The 19,004-nt window shown below is 65.9% G+C and carries 17 protein-coding genes and 1 other RNA gene; 4 read left to right on the top strand and 14 right to left on the bottom strand.

Annotated features, from left to right (window positions below):
* Window positions 1–5 precede the first annotated feature (5 nt).
* On the bottom strand, window positions 6–578 hold the full coding sequence (locus EXE48_RS05975) for a cysteine hydrolase family protein (protein ID WP_137710981.1): 573 nt from the start codon (window positions 576–578) through the stop codon (window positions 6–8).
* A 120-nt stretch (window positions 579–698) separates the two neighbouring features.
* Complete coding sequence (locus EXE48_RS05970) at window positions 699–2,945, bottom strand: outer membrane protein assembly factor BamB family protein (RefSeq protein ID WP_158295106.1); 2,247 nt, start codon at window positions 2,943–2,945, stop codon at window positions 699–701.
* Window positions 2,946–3,060: 115 nt separating this feature from the next.
* On the opposite strand from EXE48_RS05970, the gene EXE48_RS05965 reads away from it, so the two are divergent.
* Both EXE48_RS05965 and EXE48_RS05960 read left to right on the top strand, forming a co-directional pair.
* A complete protein-coding gene (locus EXE48_RS05965) occupies window positions 3,061–4,800 on the top strand; it encodes an Hvo_1808 family surface protein (RefSeq protein WP_137710979.1) in 1,740 nt (579 codons plus the stop codon).
* 115 nt (window positions 4,801–4,915) lie between these two features.
* Window positions 4,916–6,073, top strand: coding sequence for a nicotinate phosphoribosyltransferase (locus tag EXE48_RS05960; RefSeq protein WP_137710978.1), 1,158 nt, complete (start codon window positions 4,916–4,918; stop codon window positions 6,071–6,073).
* 40 nt (window positions 6,074–6,113) lie between these two features.
* On the opposite strand, the gene EXE48_RS05955 is transcribed toward EXE48_RS05960, so the two are convergent.
* Window positions 6,114–6,716, bottom strand: a complete 603-nt coding sequence (locus EXE48_RS05955; protein WP_121600004.1) for a TIGR00296 family protein — start codon at window positions 6,714–6,716, stop codon at window positions 6,114–6,116.
* A 129-nt stretch (window positions 6,717–6,845) separates the two neighbouring features.
* Here EXE48_RS05955 and rnpB point away from each other — a divergent pair.
* Window positions 6,846–7,208, top strand: an RNA gene (gene rnpB / locus EXE48_RS05950) — RNase P RNA component.
* 73 nt (window positions 7,209–7,281) lie between these two features.
* Here the strand turns inward: rnpB and EXE48_RS18390 are convergent.
* Window positions 7,282–7,422 (bottom strand): hypothetical protein, encoded by a 141-nt coding sequence (locus EXE48_RS18390; RefSeq protein ID WP_158295105.1) that lies wholly within the window; start codon window positions 7,420–7,422, stop codon window positions 7,282–7,284.
* 212 nt (window positions 7,423–7,634) lie between these two features.
* The gene (gene htpX, locus EXE48_RS05945) at window positions 7,635–8,504 is read right to left on the bottom strand and encodes a zinc metalloprotease HtpX (RefSeq protein WP_121600003.1); all 870 of its coding nucleotides are present in this window, start codon (window positions 8,502–8,504) and stop codon (window positions 7,635–7,637) included.
* A gap of 140 nt (window positions 8,505–8,644) precedes the next feature.
* Here htpX and EXE48_RS05940 point away from each other — a divergent pair, with 140 nt between their 5' ends.
* Window positions 8,645–9,583: an NAD-dependent epimerase/dehydratase family protein gene (locus tag EXE48_RS05940; protein ID WP_137710977.1), complete on the top strand. Its 939-nt coding sequence runs from the start codon at window positions 8,645–8,647 to the stop codon at window positions 9,581–9,583.
* A gap of 30 nt (window positions 9,584–9,613) precedes the next feature.
* Here EXE48_RS05940 and arlJ read toward each other — a convergent pair whose 3' ends face one another.
* The 9 genes from arlJ to cheY form a co-directional block, all read right to left on the bottom strand.
* Complete coding sequence (arlJ, locus tag EXE48_RS05935) at window positions 9,614–11,350, bottom strand: archaellar assembly protein ArlJ/FlaJ (RefSeq protein ID WP_053770470.1); 1,737 nt, start codon at window positions 11,348–11,350, stop codon at window positions 9,614–9,616.
* Between the two features lie 46 nt (window positions 11,351–11,396).
* The gene (flaI, locus tag EXE48_RS05930) at window positions 11,397–13,070 is read right to left on the bottom strand and encodes an archaellum flagellar ATPase motor FlaI (RefSeq protein ID WP_053770469.1); all 1,674 of its coding nucleotides are present in this window, start codon (window positions 13,068–13,070) and stop codon (window positions 11,397–11,399) included.
* Window positions 13,071–13,139: 69 nt separating this feature from the next.
* Complete coding sequence (gene arlH, locus EXE48_RS05925) at window positions 13,140–13,889, bottom strand: archaellum protein ArlH (protein WP_053770468.1); 750 nt, start codon at window positions 13,887–13,889, stop codon at window positions 13,140–13,142.
* The gene (gene arlG / locus EXE48_RS05920) at window positions 13,889–14,383 is read right to left on the bottom strand and encodes an archaellum stator protein ArlG (RefSeq protein ID WP_053770467.1); all 495 of its coding nucleotides are present in this window, start codon (window positions 14,381–14,383) and stop codon (window positions 13,889–13,891) included. The genes arlH and arlG overlap by 1 nt, the downstream gene beginning before the upstream one ends.
* Entirely contained in the window at window positions 14,384–14,857 is a 474-nt protein-coding gene (gene arlF, locus EXE48_RS05915) for an archaellum stator protein ArlF (protein ID WP_137710976.1), read from the bottom strand.
* Complete coding sequence (locus EXE48_RS05910) at window positions 14,847–16,628, bottom strand: FlaD/FlaE family flagellar protein (protein ID WP_137710975.1); 1,782 nt, start codon at window positions 16,626–16,628, stop codon at window positions 14,847–14,849. The genes arlF and EXE48_RS05910 overlap by 11 nt, the downstream gene beginning before the upstream one ends.
* Before the next feature lie 171 nt (window positions 16,629–16,799).
* The gene (locus tag EXE48_RS05905; protein WP_121599996.1) at window positions 16,800–17,387 is read right to left on the bottom strand and encodes a chemotaxis protein CheD; all 588 of its coding nucleotides are present in this window, start codon (window positions 17,385–17,387) and stop codon (window positions 16,800–16,802) included.
* Entirely contained in the window at window positions 17,384–18,574 is a 1,191-nt protein-coding gene (locus EXE48_RS05900; RefSeq protein WP_053770463.1) for a chemotaxis protein CheC, read from the bottom strand. Before EXE48_RS05900 ends, EXE48_RS05905 begins: the two co-directional genes overlap by 4 nt.
* Window positions 18,574–18,930, bottom strand: a complete 357-nt coding sequence (gene cheY / locus EXE48_RS05895) for a chemotaxis protein CheY (protein WP_053770462.1) — start codon at window positions 18,928–18,930, stop codon at window positions 18,574–18,576. Before cheY ends, EXE48_RS05900 begins: the two co-directional genes overlap by 1 nt.
* Between the last annotated feature and the right edge of the window lie 74 nt (window positions 18,931–19,004).

The raw sequence follows: 19,004 nt of genomic DNA, 5'->3' as shown, positions 1-19,004 counted from the left end.
CGGGACTACGCGAACGCGACCGCGTCGCGGGTCGTCGTCTCGCCGAACAGCCAGTCGGCGTGGTCGACGGCGTACTCCCGGTGCTCCTCGGTGATGTACCCGAGCGCGTCCTCGACCACGACCGGGCGGTAGTCCCGGAGCCCGGCGCTGCCGGCGGTGTGGAGGACGCAGACGTTCGCGAGCGTGCCGCAGATCAGCAGGTCGTCGACGCCGTGCGCGTCGAGGTACCCCTCCAGGTCGGTCCGGTAGAAGGCGTCGTAGGTGTGCTTCTCGACGACGTGGTCCCCGTCGCGCACGTCGAGGTCGGCGACGAGTTCGGCGTCCCACGACCCCTCGACGACGTGTTCGCCCCACCGGTCGAACTCGTCGTAGTAGTGCGTCTCGTCGAACTGTTCGGGCGGGTGGACGTCGCGGGTGTAAACGACGCTCGCGCCGGCCTCTCGGGCGCGCTCGACGAGCGCCGTCACGGGCTCGATCGCCGCCTCGCTCGGCTCGGCGTAGAGGCTGCCGTCCGGGTGGCAGAACCCGTTTTGCATGTCGACGACGACCACCGCGGTTGCTGTCGGATCGAACGCCATGCCGGGAGTTAGCGCGCGTGGGACAAAAACCCGAAGACTCGAAGACAGCCAGTACCCGAAGACTCGAAGACAGCCAGTGTTCAGATATGAGGAAAATTTGAACTTTCGTATTGATATACACTATTTGTTATTTATATTGAATCCTGTTACAAGATCTTCTTCAATAGATACAAGATAATCACCAATTACAGTAAATTGAGCTATTCCAGATAGTTTTTGTGGAACGTACGACCATTCTTCCTCGCCGGTATCACTATTAAGTCCAGAAATTTTTGTTTGTTCACGTATATATATACGATTTTTAAATTCTGTAGCATCTGTGATCCCATAGTGATCAGTTTGCCATTTCTGCCTCCCCGAAGAAGGGTCATACATAGCGGCATAGTATATATCTCCGTCCACGCGGTCTTGATATCCGCCTATAAATATTCCACTATTAGTCTTGATTGCCTCTCCAAGTGTGGCATCAGTCGACCAGATCTTCTCTCCTGTCTCTTTGTTTAACGCAACTAGATTGGATGTCTTTACGATTATTGAATCTTTATTTGATTTATAGGAAAATATCGAACCTACGCCACCTAATCCTGGTTTGGACTGATAAGTCCAATTAATTGATTTTGATTGGGCAGTTAGTTCTGGCTGTTCTACGGGAGTACTTAACATATGTAGTTCTCTTTTACCCCCATCAGACACATAGAGATTATTTTCTATTAGCTTCATAGGTCCAATGTATGAGTCTGTTAGCTTCCAGTCAGTTGTTCCACTTGATTTAACAATACAATATAAATCCATATTTAGTGATGATCCTTCAGTAGAAATGACATATATTTTATTATTAGTTGATGTGATAGACTCTACACTAGAGATTGGTTTTTTCCAATTGATGTCTCCAGAATCACGGTCAATGGAGAAAAGTGAGTTACTGCTATTCAGATATATGGCGTCTGAGGTGGTCTCAATAACTTGTAGAGTTATATTCTCTTTTGTGTCCAATTTTTTGGACCAGATGACTTGGCCCGAAGGTGGGTCAATTCGTTCTAAAGCATTTGTAGTTCTTTCAAGAAATATATTATTAAAAACATATGGAAGCCTCCAACGCTTATCCCGACTATATTCCCAAGCCTTGTCACCACTACCCGCATGAATCGCAACCCTATCTAACGAATTGGTAAGCACAACTACAAAATCTTCTCCGTTTTCCATAGATATCGAGTATAAGTGTTGAGCCTTTCCGGGTAGATCACACTCCCAATCTGGATCTCGATACTCATACTCTGGATCCTTACCTGGATAATTCGCTTTCCAATCAGAAACATCTCGTAGTTGTACACGATTATCTTGTACTTCAACAGCCGTATACCCAGTAAAATCAGTATTATTTATCTTTTTGACCGCAGATTTCCATAAATCACTCGACTGGCTTTCTAAAGATGAAATTAGCTTGTTATGAGAATTGAGATTCCAAGGAACCACAGGTATATTACTTCTATATGTGAAGTCATACGGTACATCAACAAAGTCAGATAAAAAGAGATTACCTGAGTAAGCCTTGAGTTGAGACATAATACCTTTCTCTGCTACTTTCGTAATCTCTTCGGACTGGCCTCGTACAGCAGCAGGCGGAGGAGAACTTGAAAACTTTTCACGATTATAATTCTGATCAAAAGCTCCGTCTATGATTTTTTCGTATTTACTCAGATCTTCAATATTTTTGTGATATATTCGGTCTTTAACGGGTATATTAGGAACATCGGATTCATAGAAATTTTGTGGACTATCTGCTGAGTATAGTTCTTCGTTGATTCTGGTATTTGAATATAATGTATAGTGATCGTCATATTTTAGATTGGTTATTTCATCACCGTCAAAAAAATGTCTGGCAACAGGATAGATAGCATTTGTATAATATATAATGTCCAATTTTGAAAAATAGTCGGGTTTTGCCGCGTTATTAGTTATAATTTTAAAAATGGCTCTAGCAGTAAGTTTATGAGAATCAATGATTCCAGACTTCGTATTCTCCCGTTCTGCAATTCTAATAGCCTCTTGGTAGCCCTCTCTCGTATTTTTGCTAATTGGACGTTCCAACTTATTGGCCAATTCATTCACCTCAGAACTAGAAAATGATCCACTATTTAGCCAATCTTGATATATTGCTTGAAAGCTAGATTTTTCGCTCTCATTTTCATCTGAGGATTGTTCTTTATTTTCATCTATAGATACTTCTGTTTCATTCTCATTAGAAGTATTATTCTCTAGATCTTTTCCGGCTTGATCTTCCGCTAAGCGATTACAACCGGCCAATGTGTATATTCCGATAGACCCTGTTAGACTTATAATAGACCTGCGGGAATGGTCCTTAACCATAGCGCAATTACATGTTAGTAGAGAATATATTTTTTGGGGGAGCACCGGCCGACTGCGGATCTCCAAGGACCGCGGCGCAGACAAACTACTTATTTGGTCGGCCATAGTTCTCCCTATGCGACGGGTTCTCACCCTCTCGACCGCGGCCGCCGCCGTCGCCGCGGTCGCCGTCCTCTGTGTCGCGTTCACCGCTGGCGTCGCCGCCGCCCCCGACGCCGGCGCGGTCCCCGCCGCGTCCGGCACCGGGCCGACGGCGCCGGGCGCAGCGCCCTCCGCGTCCGCAGACGAGTGCGACACCGGCGACGGCACGGAACTGGTGGGCTGCTGGAACGGGACCCACTACGAGGAGTCGGTCGACTTCGCGGAGACGGACGGGCTCAACGAGTCCCAGCTGTCGGCGCTGACCGACCTCACGATGGCCCGGGTCGAACACGTCCGAGAGCGCCCCTTCAAGGAGGACGTCCCGGTCGAGACGGTCACGCGGAGCGAGTACGCCAACGACACCGCGAGCGGCAACAGCTCCGAGGCGTTCCGGCGCTGGAACGACGGGGTGTGGGAGGCGCTGTTCGTCGTCGGCGACGAGACGAACGCCAACGACGAGATCGACTCGGTGTTCGGCGGCGCGGTCTCCGGCTTCTACTCGCCCTCGCAGGACCGGATCGTCATCGTCGTCCCCGACGGCGAGTCTCCGGACATCGACCCCTCGACGCTCGCGCACGAGCTGCTCCACGCGATGCAAGACCAGTACCACGACCTCACCGACCCGCGCTACGTCGGCGCGACCCAGGACGGCGACCTCGCGGTCGACGGGATCGTCGAGGGGGAGGCGGTCCACGTCGAGGAGCGCTACGCGGCCCGCTGCGCGGACAACTGGACCTGCGCCGAGGCGCCCGAGAGCGACGGGGGCGGCGGCGACGGCGCCGACTTCAACTTCGGCATCCTCCAGACCGTCCTCCAGCCGTACGGGGACGGCGCGCTGTACGTCCGCGAGCTCCGCGACGAGGGGGGGTGGGCGGCCGTCAACGCGACGATGAACGACCCGCCGGAGTCGACGGCGGAGGTGATCCACCGGAACCCCGACTACGAGGAGGGCAACGTCACGTTCGAGGACGCCGCGACCGGCGGCTGGGAGACCTACGAGGACCAGGGGGTCGCGGGCGCGGAGACCGCGGGCGAGGCGTCGATGTTCGTGATGTTCTGGTATCAGAGCTTAGAGTACGAACACGCCGTGTTGGAGCCCGACGCGACCGTCCGGCAGAACGTCCAGATCCACCTCGACGCCGAGGCCGAGCTCGAAACGCGGCAGGTCTACAACTACGCGCACCCCGTGACGGACGGGTGGGCCGGCGACGAGCTGTACCCCTACCGGAACGGCGACCGCGACGGCTACGTCTGGGCGACCGAGTGGCAGACCGAGGCGGACGCCGAGGCGTTCCGCGACGCCTACGTGCGGATGCTGACCGCGCACGGGGAAGCCGAGTACGCCGACGGGACCGTCTACGAGATCGGCTCGGAGAGCGACTTCCCCGGCGCCTACGGCGTCGAGCGCGACGGGACGAGCGTGACGATAACCCACGCGCCGTCGCCGGAGGGCGTCCTCGAACTCCGGCCTGACGCCGACCTGACGCTCCCGGACGCCGACGGCACCGACGGCGCGGACGGGAGCGACGGCGACGGCTCAGACGGCACCGACGGCGACGACGGCAACAGCAGCGACGGCGGCGACGCGGACGGCAGCGACGGCGCGGACGGAGGAGCCGGCGACACGAGCGACAGCACTCCCGGCTTCGGCGTCGCGGCGGCGCTCGTCGCCCTCGCGGGCGCGCTCGGGCTGGCCGCGCGACGGTCGGCGTAGCCCGGCGCGCGCAGCGCGCCGACGAGTGCGCCCCCGGCGACGGCCCCGACGACCGCGCGGTCCGCGGCCGCCGCGATACGGGTGGCTTTTCGTCCCGGCGGCCGAACCGAGGCGTATGAGCGAGTTCGACATCGTCGACGCGGCCGCGATCCGCGAGGGGCGCGCGACCGACGCGTACTTCGAGCGGACCGAGGCGGCGCTGGAGGCGGCCGGCCGGAACCCCCGCGTGGTCGCCGAGGTGACCGCGGACCAGTTCCCGGACGGGGAGTTCGAGCTGTTCGCCGGCCTCGGCGACGCCGTCGAGCTGCTCGCGGGCCGCGACGTGGACGTCGACGCGGTCCCCGAGGGGCGGCTGTTCGACGGCGGCCCGGTGATGCGGATCGAGGGGCCGTACCTGGCGTTCGCGCGGCTGGAGACGTCGCTCCTGGGCTTCCTCTCGCACGCCTCCGGGATGGCGACGGCGGCGCTGGACTGCCGGGTCGCCGCGCCCGACTCGCAGATCCTCTCGTTCGGCGCGCGGCACGTCCACCCGGCGATGACCGCGGCGGTCGAGCGCTCCGCGCTGGCGGCCGGGTTCGACGGCTTCTCGCACGTCGCCGCCGGCGACCTGCTCGGGCGGGAGGCCTCGGGGACGATGCCGCACGCGCTCGCCATCTGCTTCGGGCGCGGCGAGCAGGAGGCCGCCTGGCGCGCCTACGACGAGGGCGTTCCGGCGGACGCGCCCCGGATCGCGCTGTGTGACACCTACTCCGACGAGGTCGACGAGGTCCTCCGCGCCGTGGAGACGCTGGGCGACGACCTCGACGGCGTCCGCCTCGACACGACTGGCTCCCGGCGCGGCGACTTCGGACACATCGTCCGCGAGGTGCGGTGGGAGCTCGACGCGCGCGGCCACGGCGACGTGGCGGTGTACGTCTCCGGCGGCCTCGGCCCGGCGGACCTCCGCGACCTGCGCGACGTCGTGGACGGGTTCGGCGTCGGCGGCTACGTCTCCAACGCGGACCCCGTCGACTTCGCGCTCGACCTCGTCGCCGTCGACGGCGAGCCGGCCGCCAAGCGCGGGAAGCTCTCGGGCGCGAAGGCCGTCTACCGCACCGACGACGGCGCCCACGCCGTCGGGCTGGCGGACCGCTCGGGACCGGCGGACGCCGAGGCGCTCATGGAGCCCGTGATCCGCGACGGCGAGGTGGTCGCGGGCGACGCGTTTGACCTCTCGGCGGCGGCGGAGCGGGCGCTCGCGGACGCGGCGGCCGTCGGCTACGGGACGGACTGACGCGGGCGACGAGCCTGAAAAGACGCGGGCGGGTCGCGGGCTACAGCTCCTCGACGGCGCCGCCGTCGGCGCGCTCTCGGAAGACCTGGCCCTCGATGAGCGTCACCATCGTGTCCTCATCCTGCCACGCGGTCGGCGAGAGCTTCGCCTTCCGGCAGGTGCGCGAGAGGAACTCCGCGGCCGACCAGCCGTTCTCGACGGGCACCGTCGGGTAGAGCCAGCCGTGGGCGTTGCCGCTGTCGACGGCGACCCCGTGCGTGCCGATCTCGAGGTCCTCGGCGGGGTCGTTCGTGAGGACGGTGTTCGAGACGACGAACACCGAGACGGTGATGTTGTCGAGTTCCTTCGGCTCCACCTCGGAGCCGCAGGAGTCGCCGGACGCCGCCTTGATCGCGGCCTCGACGATGGCGTGGCCCAGCTGGTCCGACGTGTCCCACGCGCCGGCACAGCCGCGGAGGCGGCCGCGGCCCCGCGTCGACTGGAGCCGAACGAAGGCGCCCGTGCGGGCGTAAAACGCCTCTCGCATGCTCCCGGGCTGTTCGCGTTGCCCGTGTCGGACGAACGACTCGACCGCCTCCCGCGCGAGTTCGACCGCTCGTGCACCGTCGTCGTACGACAGCTGAACGGTCTGAGCCTCGGACATGAGAGTCCATTACAGTGCTGACGACTTGAACGCTTCCCTTGTGGCACCGCTCTCGCGGCGCTGGCGGCGTCTCGCCCGAGAGGCGCCCGACCGAACGCCTTATTCGCCGGCGGGAGAAACGGCGAACCGGACAGAGGGAGCCCGACTCCCGTGCCCTTGGCATGAGGAAAGTCCCCCCACCGGCCGGACAGGCGACCGGGCACACGCCCGGAGTCGGAGACGGCTGGCTCTGGAACAGCAACGACACCCCCCGCCCCGACCGATGAGTCGCGTGCGGTCGCCTCGGCGACCGACGGCGTTCGCGGGGTCACCCGCGAACGCGCGAACCGACCCGCAAGGGAAGGGAGTTAACCCGACGAGGGCCGACGGGCGGGAACGGATGGAACGGCGAATCCTCGCCGGTGCAAGTCCGCGCCACAAGGTAGTCCGGCCGCGGCGCGGACGCTCAGCCGAATGTCGGGACGAACCGAAGGGGGCTTACTCCCCTCAGTCCGCTCGCGCCGCGGAGCGGCGCAACCGCTCGACGCGGGACGCGTCGACGCGGAGGCCCGGTGGCGCGCCGTCCTCACTCCAGTATCTTTTCTACCAGTTTTATTACAACATTCACAGCCACGACGAGGCCGACCGTCAGCACGATTCCGAGGACGCTCGTCGCGCCGGTCCGAAGGAGGACGCCGATCGAGTGGCCTGCGATCAGGGGACCCATAACCACGATGTGGATACCGGTCCCGAATAAAGAATTTTGGTGTCGCGTCGCCGGCACCGACCGGTCCGTGCCGCGTCGGGCGGTCGGCTCGTCGCGATGAGGCGGACGGTATCGGAGTCCCGCCGCGGGATCGCCGTCGTCGGACTACGCTCCGGACGCGGCCTCGGTTCGAGGCCTCGACCGGGCGGAAGCTCGGACGGTTCGCCCGTAACTCACGCCGTCTCCATCTCCTTTTCCAGCTCGCGGAGCTTCTCGATGCGGTTCTCCGTCGAGGGGTGCGTGGAGGCGATCTTCCCGACGAAGCCGGCCTTGATCGGGATGATGAAGAACGCGTTCATCTCCGCCTCCTCGCGGAGGTCCTCCTCGGGCACCTTGTCCATCCGGCCGTCGATGGTCATCAGCGCCGAGGCGAGCGCGCCGGGCTTCCCGGTGATCAGCGCCGCGCCGCGGTCGGCGGAGTACTCGCGGTAGCGCGAGAGCGCGCGGATGAGCAGGAACGAGACCACCCACACCAGAAGCGACACGAGGATCGCGACGATGACGGGCGCGCCCTGCCGGTTGTCGCCGCTGAACAGCCAGCCCCACCGCACGATGAAGAAGGCGATGGTGGAGAGGAACGACGCGATGGTCATGACCATCACGTCGCGGTTCTTCACGTGGGCGAGCTCGTGGGCGAGCACGCCGTCCAGCTCGTCCTCGTCGAGGCTCTCCAAGAGCCCGGTCGTCACCGCGACGGTCGCGTTCTTCTTGTTCCGGCCGGTCGCGAAGGCGTTCGGAACGCGGGTGTTCGCGACCGCGACCGTCGGCTTCGGGAGGTCGGCCTGCTGGCTCAGCCGCTCGATCCGCCGGTGGAGGTCGGGGTACTCGTCGGGGTCGACCTCGCGGGCGCCCATGCTCTTCAGCGCGAGCTTGTCGCTGAAGAAGTACTGCGCCAGCGAGAACCCGCCGAGCATGATCAACGGGAACAGGAAGTCGCCGAAGTACACCGTCAGGGCTCCGACGAACACGACGTAGAGGGCGAACAGGAGGAACATCGTGAACGCCATCCGTCCACGCAACCCCCAGTCTGTCTTCCAATCCATGCGCGTAAGTTACCGTTCTGCGCGTTAAAGCTTGCCGGAGCGGGAAGCCGCGGTTGCCGACCGGCGCTCCGGACCGGGGGCGCCGTCGCCGGGAAGTCGTCGAGCAACGCGCTTTTGCCGTCGCTTCGCGAGGCGTTCGCATGGACACAGTCCTCGTCACCGGCGGCCGCGGCGCCTCCGGGCGCTGGGTCGCCGACCGGCTCGCCGGCGACTACGACGTCGTCGTCGTCGACTACGACCACCCCGGGCTCGGCGTCGACCCGGCTCCGAACGTCTCGTTCCGCGCGGCCGACCTCGCCGAGCGCGACCAGGCGCTCGACGTCGTCGCCACCGTCGACCCCGACGCGGTCGTCCACTGGGCGGCGATCCCGGTGGCGGGCACCCACCCCGAGGGGCGGGTGTTCGAGACGAACGCGCTCGCCGCGAAACACGTCTGCGACGCCGCGGGCCGCGCCGACGCCCCGGTCGTCCAGGCCTCCAGCGACGGCGCCTACGGCTTCTTCTTCGCCGATCCCACGCCGTTCCCGGACGAGTTGCCGGTCACCGAGGCCCACCCGCTCCGCCCGGAGGACCCCTACGGGCTCTCGAAGGTGACCGCGGAGGCGGCCGCCGGCGCGGCCGCGCGCCGTCACGACGTTCCCGCCGTCTCCGTCCGCCCGTCGTGGATCCAGTACCCCGGCGACTACGCCTGCCGCGCCGACGAGTACGTGACCGACCTCGACGCGGGCGCCGGCAACTTCTGGTCGTACGTGGACGCCCGCGACGTCGCCGACCTCGTCGCGGCCGCGCTCGCGGACCTCCTCGGCGACGACCCCGCCGTCGCTCCGGGCACCCACGAGGCGGTCAACTGCGTCGCGGCCGACAACGCGCTCGGCCGTCCCCTCCTCGACCTGTTGCGCGAGTCCTACGGCGAGGTTCCGGACGACTGCGCGGTCGACGCGGACGCGCTGGCCGAGGGCGACGACCGCGGCGCCTACGCCATCGAGAAGGCGTCTCGGCTGTTCGGGTGGACGCCGTCGCGCTCGTGGCGCGACGCGGCCGACGCGGCGGTCGCCGGGCCGACGCTGTTCGAGGAGTGAGCGGACCCGAGAGAGGAACCCCGTCCGCGGTCAGATCGACAGGATCGCGTTGACGAGCGTCCGCGTCGCGATGGCGGTGCCCGCGCCGAGCCACGTGAGGAGGACGAAGTGGATGTAGCCGTTCGCGGGGTTGCCGCCGTCGATCCGGCGGATCATCTGCGAGGAGAGCGCGGCGTTGAACAACACGACGGTGAGGAGGAGGTACTCGATGAGCGGGATGTCGTAGGCGCCGGGGTAGACGATCTGCCCGATGTCCATCTGGTCGAGCCCGAAGTCGGCGGTGAGGTCGGCCAGGATGGCGACGATCTCCAGCCCGATGAAGAAGGCGAACGTCGCGGCCGCGGTGATCCCGTACAGCAGCCCGATGAACGTCATCGCCGCCTGCCGGCGCTGCTCGCGCAGCTGGTTGACGGCGTTCATGTTCTTCGATATCAGCTCGCCGAGCAGCTTCGGGTCCCCGCCCATCCGCCGGCCGACGAGGTACATCTCGGAGAACTTCTGGATGAGGTACGAGCGCGTGTCTCGCGTGAACGCCCGCCAGGCGCCCTCGGTGCTGATCCGCATGTTGAGCCGGCGGTAGAGCCGCTCGATGGCCTCGGAGAGTTCGCCGAAGTTCTTGTCGCGCAGCGTCGTCAGCACGTCGGTGGTCGTGGACTGCTTCGCGCTCTCGGTCGCGCCCAGCGCGCGCACGAACGAGGGGAACTCGCCGTCGCGGGCGGTGATCGCCCGTTCCTCCTGCCGGAGGACGACGCCGGTGATGATCAGCGGCGAGATGGGAACCGCGAGGTACAGGGGCAGCCGGACGTCGTCGAGGAAGAAGAGGAGGCCGGGGAGCCCGGGGCCGTACCCGAACATCCCGGCGGCCGTGATCCCGATGAGCAGGAACGAGAGCCCGCCGCCGCCGATCAGCGAGGCCCACAGCTTCAGGTCGCCGGGGGCCCGCTCGTCCGGGTGGTACCAGATCGGGTCGTACGGCGACGTCGCGCGGATCATCGCGTAGAAGCCGAGCTGGACGAAGACGAAGAGGACGATGACGGCCGCCACGGTCGCGGTCGGGTCGTTGCCGGTGAGGATCGGGAGGACGACGGCGAACACCAGCGCGAACGTCATCGAGAGGATCATCGACATGTACAGGTCCTTCATGACCTCCAGGTTCGAGAGCGCGGACTCGTAGCGGGTCTCGTACTGCGCGAGCATGACGTCCTGCTCGGAGACGAGGAACTCCTCTAACGACTGGCCCGCGCCCATCGTGTAGCCGAGGCGGTCGAAGAAGTCGGCCATCGCGTCGGAGGGGACCTCCTGCGCGCGGCGGCGACAGGCGTCGTCGAGGCTCTGGTTCCACGTGTCGACGAGGTGGACGACGCGGCCGATCTCCTCGGCGGCGACGCCGTACTCCTCCTCTTGCGCCAGCGTCCGGAACACCTCCATCCGGTCGATGTTCGTCGTCGACAGCACCGTCATGTGCGTCATCACGAGGTGTAGCTGGTTGTCGATCTTCGTCTCCAGGCTGGAGAGGTAGATCTTCGGGTAGATGACGGCCGCGAACAGGACGAGCCCGCCGAACATCGGGATCGGGACGCGGGCGGCGAGGGGGAGCGGCAGTGCGACGAGGCCGACGACGCTGCCGACGAACACGAACACGGCCGGCACCAGCACGAGGCCGACGTACTTCCCCTTGGAGATGTCGAGCTGCTCGTACGACTCCATGACCTCGGAGGTCAGCCTGGCGGCCGTCGCGAGCCCGTCGCCCATCTGCTTGACCGCCATCGTCAGGGTGCCTCCGTCGTCGCGGTGGGTGATTCGCCGGGCATCGTCACATCGTGTTGCGGTGCATGTCGAAGGGGAGCCCCTCGACGCCGTCGCGCTGGAACGAGTTGATCGCGTCGTTGACCTCGTGGTAGCCTAAGATTCCCTCCTGGATCATCCGCTCGATCAGCTCCGCGCGGAAGTCGAGGTCGTCGTAGATGTCGCGGGTGTCGGCGTAGCCTAGGAGCGTCGCGATCTGCTCTTCGAGCACGTAGGAGTTGTTCATCCCCTGGAAGACGATCTCGTCTTCGACGGGGTCCCAGCTGAACACCTCGCGGGTGACGACCCCCTCCATCTCCTTGGAGTACCCCTCGATCTCCTGGACGCTCGTCACGCGGCGCAGGACCTGGTCGCCCTGCTTCACGCGATTCTGGAACAGCGCCACGTCGGCGTTGTCCATGAACGTCTCCGGGACGTTGATCGGCTCGGAGGTGAACCGCTGGATCATCGAGACGATGTCGGACGCGTGGAACGTCAGCATGACCGGGTGGCCGGTCTGGGCCGCCTGGAACGCCATGCGCCCCTCGGCGCCGCGGACCTCGCCCACGATGATGTAGTCGGGGCGCGACCGCAGCGCGGCGGCGACCAGGTCGAACATGTCCACGTCGGAGGAGCCCTCGCCGCCGCCCTCGCGGGTCAGCAGCTGCTGCCAGGTGTTGTGCGGCGGGATGACCTCCGCGGTGTCCTCCGCGGTGTATATCTTCGAGTCGTCGGGGATGTACGAGAGGATGGCGTTCAGCGTCGTCGTCTTCCCGGACGCCGTCTCCCCGACCACGAAGACCGTCTGCTCGTTCTCCAGGCAGAGCCAGAGGTACGCCGCCAGCTCCGGCGAGAGCGTCCCCCAGTTGGTGATCTGGTTGATCGACAGCGGCACCTCCTCGCCCTGGCGGATGGTGAGCGAGGAGCCCTTCAGCGACACGTCGTCGGAGTAGATGATGTTGATACGCGACCCGTCCGGCAGCGTGGAGTCGACGATGGGATCGGAGTCGGACAGCGGGTCGCCGATCCGCTCGCCCATGTTGCGCAGCCAGCTGTCGAACTCCTGGGGCGTGCCGAAGTCGACGGTCGTCTCCAGCATGCCGAAGGTGCCGTGGTCGACGTGGCACTCCTTGGGGCCGATGACGTGAATGTCCTCGTTGGCCGGGTCGCGCATCACCGGTTCCAGCGGCCCGAGCCCGACGATGTCGCGGTTGAGCCGGTATCGGATGTTCTCGTAGGTCTCCTCGGTGACGGACAGCTTCCCGAAGTTCTTGACCTTCGAGAGGCCCTTCTGTAACCCCGACGAGGTGTCGTCGACGTGGGTGACCTCCTCTAACAGCTCCTCGATGAGGTCGTCGTACTCGGCCTCGTTCTCCGGCGCGCTGTGCTGGCCGCTCACGGTCAGCAGCCGGTTTTTCACCTCGTTGAGGATCTCCGCCTGCGGGCCCGACACCTCGGGCTCGATGGCGTAGTACTTCGTGTCCTGCCCGAGGTCGCCGTAGATGTGGCTGTAGATGGGGCCGCCGACCGGGTAGATGACGTTCGGCCGCGGGGACTCGTACTCGTCTTTCGGCTCCTCGATGAACTGCGGGAACTCCCCGGTGATCTGTTTGAACTCGCGGAGGTGTTCCCGGAGGTGGGGGCGGCGCATGGCCGCCTTTCGGAGCTCTTCGGACGGTTGGGCGGTGCCGTGTTCGGTCATGTCTTGGGCCGGGTCGGGGTGGTCGCGGTCCGCGCGCGCGGACCGGCTGTGCGTCGACGGGCCATGGTGTTAGGCGACGCTGCGGCTCTCAATGACGATTCCGGTTCCGGAACGCACCGAGAACCCGATCGTGTCGCCGACCTGTTCGCCCATGCCCGCGAACCGCTTGACGTTGATCTGCCGGCGGATGTCGTTGCCGACCTCGATCATCTCCAGTTCGAGGAACACGTCGGCGATGGACCGGAACGGACCGATCGCGTCGTCGTCGACCGCCGATGGGTCGACGGTGAGCACGACGACCTTCCCCTGCGAGATGATCTCGCGGAAGAAGGAGATGATCTCCAGGGCGGCCTGCCGCTCCTCGTTCTTCCGGACCAGCGCCTCGAAGGTGGGGTCGTTCCGGAAGATGGCGTCGAACGTGTCGAGGAAGACGACGTCGGAGTTCCACATCGCCTCGGCGTTCATCAGGCGCTTGAGCAGCTCCTTGCGCTCGCCGTCGCCGTCGGAGAACGCGCCGCCGGAGTCGAAGTCGGCGTGGAGGAAGAGCAGCTCCTCCTGGAGCAGCGGCTTCACCATGTCGTACTCCAGCGAGTGCATCTGGTCGATGAACCCGCGGACGGTGAGCTCAGTCGACATCATCGTGACGGACGCGCCCTCCTGGACGAGGCCGTAGGCGAACCGCTGGGAAATGGCGCTTTTCCCGGCCCCGTAGTCGCCCTCCATGAGGACGATGCTCCCGCGGGGGATGCCGCCGCCGAGCTCCTTGTTGAGCCGGTCGCGGTCGCCGAGGCCCAGGGAGAGGAGGTTGTCGTGGGGCATCAGTTACCTCCCTCCACGCGGAACTGGAACAGCTCCTCGTCGCCGTTCACCGAGAGGAACACCCGGTGGTCGCCGTCGGCGAGCCCGTCGGAGCCGTCGATCCGGTTGGCGTCGATCGTGAGCCGGAGCACGTCGCCGCGGCTCCACGCGTTCGCGCCGTCCGCGGAGACGAGCTCCCCGGAGGTCGCGTCCGGCCGGACGTACGCGCCGTCGAAGACGACGTCGAGGTCGGAGCCGTCGGGCGCCAACCGATACGTGCCGGTGTTCTTTATCAACAGCGTGACGTTCTGGTCGCCGCTCGCGTTGTACACCCCCGCGCTGGGGTCCGAGATGATCGTCACGTCTGTCCGGAGCTGCTCGGTCGCGTCGAGGCCGGCGTCGTCGACGGCCGCGCTCACCCGGTCGACGCCGGTGGTGATCGTGCCGACGACGCCGGCGGCGATCACCAGGCTGGCGATGAACAGGATGAGGTGCGAGACGGGGACGCTGGCCATCTACGCGCTCACCTCCGTCACGGTCGCGGCGTCGCGGACGCCGGACTCGACGACCAGGACGACGCGCGTGCCCTCGCCGATCGTCGTGGCCGTGTCGCCCTGCGCGACCCGCACGGTGAGCGTCTCGTCGCCGAGCCAGAGCTCCGTGTCGCCGTCGCCGTCGACCGTCGTGGTGGCGTTCGGCCCGCCCACGTCGACGTACTCGTTGCCGACCACGAGCGTCGCGTCGTCGGCGACCAAGCCGATCGCCCCCTCGTTGGTGGCGTTGATGGTAAGGGTATCGGTGGTCGTGTTAAACGTCGCGTTCGTCACCGCAAACTCGGTGTTCTGCCGTTCGAGCGCGCGCTCGTTGACGCCGTGCTGGGCGTCGGAGACGCGGTCGAGCCCGTTGGCCGCCACGGGGTAAAACGTCGTGAACGCGAAGAACAGCCCCGCGACGATGATGGCCGTGGACGCGGAGACGCTAACGCCCATCTCCCCACCCTCCGTCGGCCGGATCGGCGCGGTCGGAACGGGGATTCGGGTCGTTCATCGGTCGGGTGGAACCGTTCCGCTCGCGCCGGTCGTCGCGGTGACCGTCGCGCCGGTCGGCGTCCGCTTCGGACGCCGCGTCGTCGCGGTCCGCGCCGTTCGTCCGCCGCTCGCGGTCGTCGGGGGCGTCCCGGCGACCGCCGTCCTGGTCGTTTCGCTCGGCCGCGCCTCGGTCGGGCCGCGCGTCGCGGCCGTTGCGTCCGCCCCGGTCTGAACTCGCCCGCCCGCCGCGACGGCCGCCGCGGGGCGCGTTGACCGGCCCGCCGCCGACCATCGAGCCGCCGGCGAGGTCGTCCCAGCGGTCCAGGAGGACGGTGTGGCTGCTCGTGCCGTTGAGCTGGGTCACGTACCGGAGGCTGCGGGTGTGGTGCTCGCGGACCAGCCGGTCCGTGCCCGGCCGGTCGACGAGGTTGCGGTCGATGGTGCCGAACCCGGAGAGGAAGTCGCGGAGCCGCGCCGCGGCGTCGGGGCCGATCCACTCGATCCGCTCGTAGTAGTTGATGGCGCGCACCGCGTCGGTGACGTCGCTCTCGGAGACGAGGAACTCCAGCCACTCCATCACGAGGAGGTCGCCGACGTAGTCGCCGGGAAGCTCCGTGAGGTACGGCTTGCCGCGGCCGCCGCTCCCCGAGAGGTCGTCCTCGCCGACGTACTCGAAGCCGCCGGTCGCCTCGGCCGGATCGCCGCCGGGCTGACGGTCGGCGGGCTCCGAGTCGGCCGCGTCCGCCGGTTCGTCGAAGTCGACGCCGTCGTCCTCGAGGTCGCCGCCGAGGTCGTCGTCGAACCCGTCGGCGGCGTCGTCGAACGAGTCGGTGTCGTCGCCGGGGTCGTCGAACGGGTCGTCGTCCGCGCCGTCGCCGTCCTCTTCGGCCCAGTCGGCCTCCCCGGAGTCGTACTCTTCTTTCAGTTCGCTGAAACTCTTTCCGTCTTCGTTCATATCGTCTCCGTCGTCCGCCGTTTCGGTCTCGGACGCGGCGTCGTCCGTGCTGTCGTCGTCCAGTTCGTCGAACTCCTCGTCGAAGTCGTCGAAGCCGTCGTCGCCGTCGAGGTCGTCGAACTCCTCGTCGTCGCCGTCGTCGTCGAGTTCCTCGTCGAACCCGTCGGCCTCCTCCTCGTCGAGGAGGTCGTCGTCGAAGAACCCGTCCGCGTCGGCGTTCGCGACGTCCTCGTCGAGGTCCTCCTCCTCGCCGCCGTCGTCGTCGTCGAAGATGCCGAACGACCCCTCGCCGCCGCCGGCGACGCTGTCGAAGCCGCCGGAGTCGTCGACGAACGGGTTGATGCCGCGGGTGACCATCTCGTAGATGTCGAGCAGGTTGCGGACGTCCTCCTCGATGTCGTCGACGGCGTTCGAGATCTCCTCGTTCTCTGAGCGGACCGTCGAGACGGTCGAGGAGAGCGACGCGACCTCGTTTTCGAGCTCGTCGAGCCGGTTCTCCAGCTCGTCGGTGGCCGCGCCGCCGCCACCGCCGCCGTCGTCGAACCCGTCGTCCCACTCGTCCATCCCGTCGAAGTCGTCGAACCCGTCGCCGCCGCCTCCGCCGTCGCTCATGCCGCCGCCGAAGGGATCGTCGTCGCCGTCCATACCACCGGAACCGTCGTCGTCGGACCCGTCGTCGTCGAGGAACCTGTCGAGGACGCTCGCACCGACGAGCCCCAGCGTGGCGACTGCCCAGACGGCCGTTGGAGCTCCCCACACCGATAGTTCGAGGCCCATTACCGTGTACGACCCGCAGAACCCACTTCAATTCACCCCTCAAAATATCAACAATGAGAAGGCGCGTAGTACGGCGGCCGGCGACCGCTGATGGGGGAGAACGCCGAGAAATCGGTACCGGTCGGAGGCGATTCAATCCGGTGACGGCGACGAGAGGCCCCGGGGGAGCGGTCAGATGGCTCGCTCGAAGCCGTCGGCGGCCCGGATGACGAGCCGTCCGTCCGGACCGAGCCGGACCGTTCGCCCGACGGCGTCGCCGACGTCGCTGGCGACGACCGGGACGTTCGCGGCGTCGAGCACCTCGCCGACCCGCTCGACGTTCCGGGGGCCGACCGCGTCGGTGAGGTCGAGCATCTCGGCGCCGCCGGCGACGCGCGCCTTCAAGCGGCGTGGGTCGGCGCCGGCGTCGTCGAGCGCCCCGATCAGCGAGTCGATCCCGGTGTCGACGTACTTCGCCGGCCGCGAGCCCGCGGTCGACCGTCCCTCGCTCGTGGGCAGCATGGCGTGGAGGAGCCCGCGGACGCTGGCCCTCTCGTCGACGAGCGCGACCGCGACGCAGGAGCCGAGGCCGCTCGTCGTCAGGACGGCGTCGCCGTCGGTGACCGCCAGCTCGCCCACGCCGACCTTGATCCGGCCCGGGTCGTCGCTCGCCGCGCCGCCCGTGACGGCGACGGGCTCCGCGTCGGCGACCGTGGTCCCGCCGCTCTCCGTCCGCTCCGCCGGGGCGTCCGGCCGATCGTCGGAGAGCGAGCGGGTCACGGCTCGGAGAGCCGGTCGAGCGCCCGGGCCAGTTCGCGCTCGTCGGGGAGCGCGTACACGTCACACCGCGCCTGGACCCCCTCCGTCCGAATCGCGGTGTCGATCACGAACCCGTAGTCCTGTCGCTCGCTCAGCTTGGCGACGAGCGGGCTGATCGTCGACGCGCCGATGTCGTGGACGAACTCCGGCGGGGAGTGGGTGATCGACGTGCCGAGCACGTTCGCCCAGCCGTCGATGAAGCCGCTCGTCATCACGTTGCCGAGCTCGCAGAGCGCGTTCTGAGCCATGTCACCGAGCGGCTCGTCGGGCTCCATCGGCAGCATCGCGTCCGCGACCGCCGCCGCCGACGACTCCTCGAAGAGGATGGCGAGGTAGCCGCTCGGCTCGCCCTGGAGTTCGAACACCGTGCCCGCGTGCGGATCGGTACCGACTTCCGCGGGTACGTCGGCGAGCGGAACGAACCGGAGCCGGCTCACGTCGACGCTCGTCTCCAACCCGGTCATCATCGCGATGTTGTCGGCAGCGTTCGCCGACCCCTTCTTCGCCAGCGAGGAGAACGTCGACAGCGACTCGTACGGGACCGCCGTGCTCTCCGTCCCGCCGTTCGCCGCGCCGCCGGCGGTTGCCGCGGGCGCCGTCTTCCCGACGATGAGGTCGCGGAACGGCCCCGAGTCGGGCAGCATGTAGATCGAGAAGTCGAGGTCCGTCGTCGTCGCGTCCAGCCGACTCTCGAAGAGGAAGACGCCGTCGCCCGCGAGCGCGCCGTCCGGCAGCACCGCCGCGCCGTCGGCCTCGAAGTACCGCGGGGGCGTCATGTCGATCGCCTTCCCGAGGTAGTTCGCCCACCCGTCGAGGAAGCCGCCGAGCGCGATGTTGCCGACCTCCGTCACCGCGCTCCGCTCCATCGACGCCCCGCCGGGGAGCAGCGAGAGCAGGGCGTCGGCGTTGACGGCATCGAACGCGAGGACCGCCTCCCCGTCCAGCCCGCCGCGGAGCCCGACGCGCACGCCGATCGACTCCCGGCCCGCGAACGCCTCGGCGAGGTCCTCGCCGCTGGCGACGCTCGCGCCCGTGACCTCCACCGCGAGGTCGGTCCCGGTCAGGTCCGAGAGCGCGCCGGCGGCCTGTTTCGCGCCCTGCTCCGCGAGGCGGTTACAGGCGCCGAGCGCGCGGACGTCGACGCGCATTATACCGCCGAACCGATGGCGTCGAGCACGTTCGGCTTCTGGAACGGCTTCGTGATGTACCCCTCCGCGCCCGCCTTGATCGCCGCCTTCATCTTCTCCTCCTGCCCGACGCTGGTACACATGATCACCGTCGCGTCGGGGTTCTCCTCGAGGATCTCCGTCGTCGCCTCGATCCCGTCGCGGATCGGCATCACGATGTCCATCATCACGAGGTCCGGCCCGTGCTCCTCGTACATGTTCACCGCCTCCACGCCGTTCTCCGCCTCCCCGACGATCTCGAACTCGCCTTCGAGGATCTCCCGGAGGAGATTCCGCATGAACTCCGAGTCGTCGGCGATGAGTACCCGCGTAACCATTGTTGTCTGAAGCGGGGGAAGGCGAACACTTAATCGCTCCCCCGCGGTTCTCAGCGCTGAGAACGGATGTGAAA

This window comes from Halorubrum sp. ASP1, assembly GCF_005435135.1.
GTDB lineage: Archaea > Halobacteriota > Halobacteria > Halobacteriales > Haloferacaceae > Halorubrum > Halorubrum tropicale.
Note: the sequence above shows the minus strand (reverse complement) of the source record. Positions and strands in the feature narration are given on the sequence as shown.